The organism is Frankia gtarii (assembly GCF_025403375.1).
Classification (GTDB): Bacteria; Actinomycetota; Actinomycetes; order Frankiales; family Frankiaceae; genus Frankia; species Frankia gtarii.
This window is the reverse complement of the sequence record NZ_JAMPTM010000424.1, coordinates 1-3753: the sequence shown is the minus strand read 5'-3', so window position 1 is coordinate 3753 and position 3753 is coordinate 1. Positions and strand designations below refer to the sequence as shown.

Below are 3753 nucleotides of genomic sequence, written 5' to 3'. Positions count from 1 at the left end.
GGCGGGTTCAACGCGGTCTCCCAGCGTCAGGGGTCGATTCGGCCATCGCCGACCAGACTTCCCGGCACACCATGACCGAGCCTAGCGGAACGCTCTCGCCCGGCGGCGGGTCGGTGTCACCGGCCGGGAGCTCCCGACATCGTCGGCGCAGCGGGCGCATCGTCCCGCCCGACCCGCTCGACGGAGCCGGCCGCGGGCGCTGTTCCCTCCCGGTAGGCCGTGCCGTCCGGTCCGTAACGGACGGGACGGGACAGCGCCGCCGACCCGAAACGGCGCCGGTCCCGGACCTGGTCACGCCAGATCACCAGAGCGGGCAGCAGAAACATCGTCGCCAGCAGCACGACGGCGACAAGTATGCGATCCCATTCGAATCCTGAGTCCACAGATCGTCCTTCGATCGATGATCGTCCGATGACGGGCATGCGTGCCCGGCCCACCGCGCGCCGCAGGCTGCGCAGGCAGGCATGTCAGAGCCAGGACCCGAGGTTGATTCCCCGCCGCCGCCGCACCACGGCAGGACAGACGGGCCGGCGTACGCAAACCCGCGACCTCGGCACGCGGCTGTAGCGGCCTCGGCGCACGGCAGCAGCCGGCCCGGAGCTGGTAGCCGGCGGGCGGGGAATCGGGGGCGTCAGTCAGCATGGCGGCGGGGCCGGGGAAGTCGGGCGTCAGCCGATCTCACGGCCCCGCCGTGGCGCGCGGGCCTACCTCGAGAACTGGCGAGGCTGTGCCGGTGGGCCGCGGGCGGCCAAGGCCCCGGCGCAGGCGTCGGGACGGCCGGCCCCGCGCGTCGGCCGGCGCCAGCGCACAAACAGGGAAAGGCCCAGGGTCGCCGCGCCCGACGCGAGGACGAACGCGGTGGAATGGCCCGGCGACCACGGCCCCGCCAGCAGGGTTCGAGCATTCGGACGCGGAGTCGTGGTCTCGCCGGAACCGGCTGGGACGGTGAAGGCCGTGACAGTGGGCAGCAGGCCCCCGACCACCTGCAGGTCCGCCGGCCGGCCGCCGACGCCGCCGGAGGCGCCCACCAGGCCGATCAGCAACAGCAGGGACGCCACCCAGCCCGCGCGCAGGCGCCGACGCGGAAGGGTGACCACGCGACCAGGCTAAACCAGCGACGATGCCCCGCCCGGCCGGATCTCGGCCGGGCGCCCCCGGACGGTCCGACCATCAGCGGCGGACCGTCAGCAAAAGGCCGTCAGCAAAAGGCCGTCAGCGAGGTGGTGCCGCCGCGGGATCCATCACAGGCCGGGTTCCCTGGAAGCGGAAGTTGCCCGCTCCGGTCTCGATGCGTGTCCCGTCGAATCCGGCTGCGGCGAGCCGGGCCGTCAACCCGTCGGGGTCGACCGTGGTCGAAGGAGCAGTCCTCCGCCGGAATCCGGGTGGCGTCAACCATGCAGGATGCGCACCCGTGAGCCCAGCCGCCGCTCGAGCAGGCGCGCTGATTTGCCGTCCATCTCCAGCGCGGCGAGCGACGGGGTGAGGTTCGCGAGCATGCGGGTGGTGGCGCCGAAACCGGGCCCGAGTTCCAGCACGTTATTGCCGAGGGAGACCTCGGTGAGCGCCCAGGGCAGAAACTTCTTCTCCACCGCGGCCGTCCACTTTTGAGACGCACACAACTTCCGGTGCAGCAGATTCATCGCTATATCCGGACCCTGGATCTGCCCGTTCGCGACGGCCATCCCTACCCCGCCGGAGTCCCCGTGGGGGTTTCTGGACTGGAGCCCGACATGGTCCGCTTCCAGGGGCAGAGCAGCGACCGTGATGGCGCTGGTGGCCCCTGCCCCAAGCCGACGAGCGTTGTCCGCGGACGGTGTGACCGGGCCGAGTACTCAGATCTGGTTGACCTGGCTCAGCAGCGCGCGTAGCGCGGCTGCGACCTCCTTGGGCCGGTCGTCGGGGAGCAGGTGGCCACCGTCGAGGGCGACGCTACTGAGCCTGGGCGCCCACGTCCTCCACACTTCTTCGTAGTCGAAGGGAGGCGCGGTCCCGGCTGGCTGATTCCACAGTGCAGTGACAGGCATCGTCAGTTGCCTGCCCAGGGCGCGGTCCTCGTCGTCGTGACGGCCGTCCACGAACGCTCCCGCCCGGTAGTCCGCGCATATCGCGCGGATACTCTCCGGCCCGCGGGCCGCATCGAGGTAGGCCGCCCGCACGTCGGCTGGTATCGCGCCAGGATCGCTGACCCACACGTCCAGGAAGTGGCCGAAGTACCCGTCAGGATCCGCGCCGATCATCCGCTCGGGAAACGGAGCCGGGTGAGCCATGAAGTACAGGTGAAAAAGCACGGCGCCGAGCTGGACGGTCATCGCCTGCCAGAGGTCGACGCTGGGGATCACCCCAAGAACCGCCAGGTGGCTGATCCGGTCGGGATGGTCCAGCGCGGCTCTGAAAGCCACCCCCGCCCCGCGGTCATGGCCGGCGACGGCGAAACGGTCATGGCCGAGCCGACCAGCGAGCGCTGTTATGTCGGCAGCCATCGTGCGCTTACTGTAGACGGTGTGACCGGCGTCGTCCGCGGGCTTGTCGCTGGCGCCGTAGCCCCTCAGGTCCGGGCAGATCACCTGATGGTCGGCGGCGAGTTCTGTAGCGACATGCCGCCAGGCCAAGTGCGTCTGCGGGAATCCGCGCAACAGGACAATCGGATCTCCGCGACCGCCGACCGCGACGTTGAGTGTCACATCGCCGACGGACACCCGCCGGTAGTCGAATCCGGGAATCAGCGCGGTCATGAGGGCGGCTCTCCTGGCGTGATCGGCATGGAGCGTACGATGCCCAGCCTGGACGCGGCGGCACGGCCGAACAACAGCGAAGAACGAAACAGTCGAGCGGTCTCGGTTAATGATCAGGAGGAGTGGCGGTGGAGCGGCACGAGGTGGACGCGTTCCTGGCGGTGGCCGAGGAGCTGCACTTCCGTCGCGCCGCCGAGCGGCTGCGGCTGTCGACGGCGCGAGTCAGCCAGACGATCCAGCGGTTGGAACGCCGCGTCGGGGCTCCGCTGTTCGAGCGCACCAGCCGCATGGTGACGCTGACTCCGATGGGCCGCCAGTTCCGAGACGACCTGGAACCGGCCCGTGCGCTGACGAACGCGGCGCTCGGAAAGGCGATCGCGGCCGCCCGTGAGGTCAACCGAGTTCTTCGCGTCGGATTTCTCGGACCCACCGCCGGCGATTTCCTCCTCGCCACCGCCCGAGCGTTCGGCGACCACCGTCCAGAGTGCGAGATCTCGCTTCGCGAGACGGCCTGTCTGGAGGACGTCGCCGACGACCCGTTCGCAGACGTCGTCGCTTCTGTGCCGGACTACTGGCGGGACGCCCACCTGCCCCGGCGAACCCCACTCGGCAGGACTCTCACCCGCGGCCCGGCCGTCGCCACCCTGAACGAGATCCTGCTGGTAGTCGCCGCCGGTCAGGCCATCAGCACGGTAGATGTCCAGGTCGCCCGGCGGCATCCACGACGCGACATCAGCTACCTCCGACTGTTGGACACGCCGCCCTTCGAGATGGGTCTTGTGTGGCGGACGACCGCCCCGACCGATCTCGCCCGTGACTTCGTCCTCGTCGCAGAGGGTTTCTCCGCCCGACGAAACGGCGGCGCGGAGTAGAACCAGCTCCACGCGATCTCCTGGGTTGGCAGCGGCATCCGTACAGCCCGCCGACTCGAGGAGACGCCCCTCCCCAAACACCCAGCCAGGATCAATCACGAGATCACGACCGCAAACGCGCCTCCCCCTGCCGCAGTGATCCCTGTCTC

At 69.9% G+C, this 3753-nt stretch carries 5 protein-coding genes; 1 reads left to right on the top strand and 4 read right to left on the bottom strand.

The features are described 5' to 3' along the window. Nucleotides 1–116: 116 nt before the first annotated feature. The 4 genes from NBZ83_RS30800 to NBZ83_RS30785 all read right to left on the bottom strand — a co-directional run bounded on the left by NBZ83_RS30800 (nucleotide 117) and on the right by NBZ83_RS30785 (nucleotide 2732). Complete coding sequence (locus tag NBZ83_RS30800; RefSeq protein WP_261571236.1) at nucleotides 117–383, bottom strand: hypothetical protein; 267 nt, start codon at nucleotides 381–383, stop codon at nucleotides 117–119. 321 nt (nucleotides 384–704) lie between these two features. Beyond that, entirely contained in the window at nucleotides 705–1097 is a 393-nt protein-coding gene (locus tag NBZ83_RS30795) for a hypothetical protein (protein WP_261576379.1), read from the bottom strand. 291 nt (nucleotides 1098–1388) lie between these two features. After that, the gene (locus tag NBZ83_RS30790; RefSeq protein ID WP_261576378.1) at nucleotides 1389–1640 is read right to left on the bottom strand and encodes an rRNA adenine N-6-methyltransferase family protein; all 252 of its coding nucleotides are present in this window, start codon (nucleotides 1638–1640) and stop codon (nucleotides 1389–1391) included. 192 nt (nucleotides 1641–1832) lie between these two features. Beyond that, nucleotides 1833–2732 carry an alpha/beta fold hydrolase gene (locus NBZ83_RS30785; protein ID WP_261576377.1) on the bottom strand — a complete coding sequence of 300 codons (900 nt, stop codon included), beginning with the start codon at nucleotides 2730–2732 and terminating at the stop codon, nucleotides 1833–1835. Between the two features lie 128 nt (nucleotides 2733–2860). Here NBZ83_RS30785 and NBZ83_RS30780 point away from each other — a divergent pair, with 128 nt between their 5' ends. After that, nucleotides 2861–3604, top strand: a complete 744-nt coding sequence (locus NBZ83_RS30780; RefSeq protein WP_261576376.1) for a LysR family transcriptional regulator — start codon at nucleotides 2861–2863, stop codon at nucleotides 3602–3604. The last annotated feature ends 149 nt before the right edge of the window (nucleotides 3605–3753 follow it).

Bases quoted from the DNA above. Each gene is read 5' to 3' on its own strand.
- NBZ83_RS30790 (WP_261576378.1), bottom strand. From the start codon at position 1,640: ATGAATCTGCTGCACCGGAAGTTGTGTGCGTCTCAAAAGTGGACGGCC.
- NBZ83_RS30785 (WP_261576377.1), bottom strand. From the start codon at position 2,732: ATGACCGCGCTGATTCCCGGATTCGACTACCGGCGGGTGTCCGTCGGC.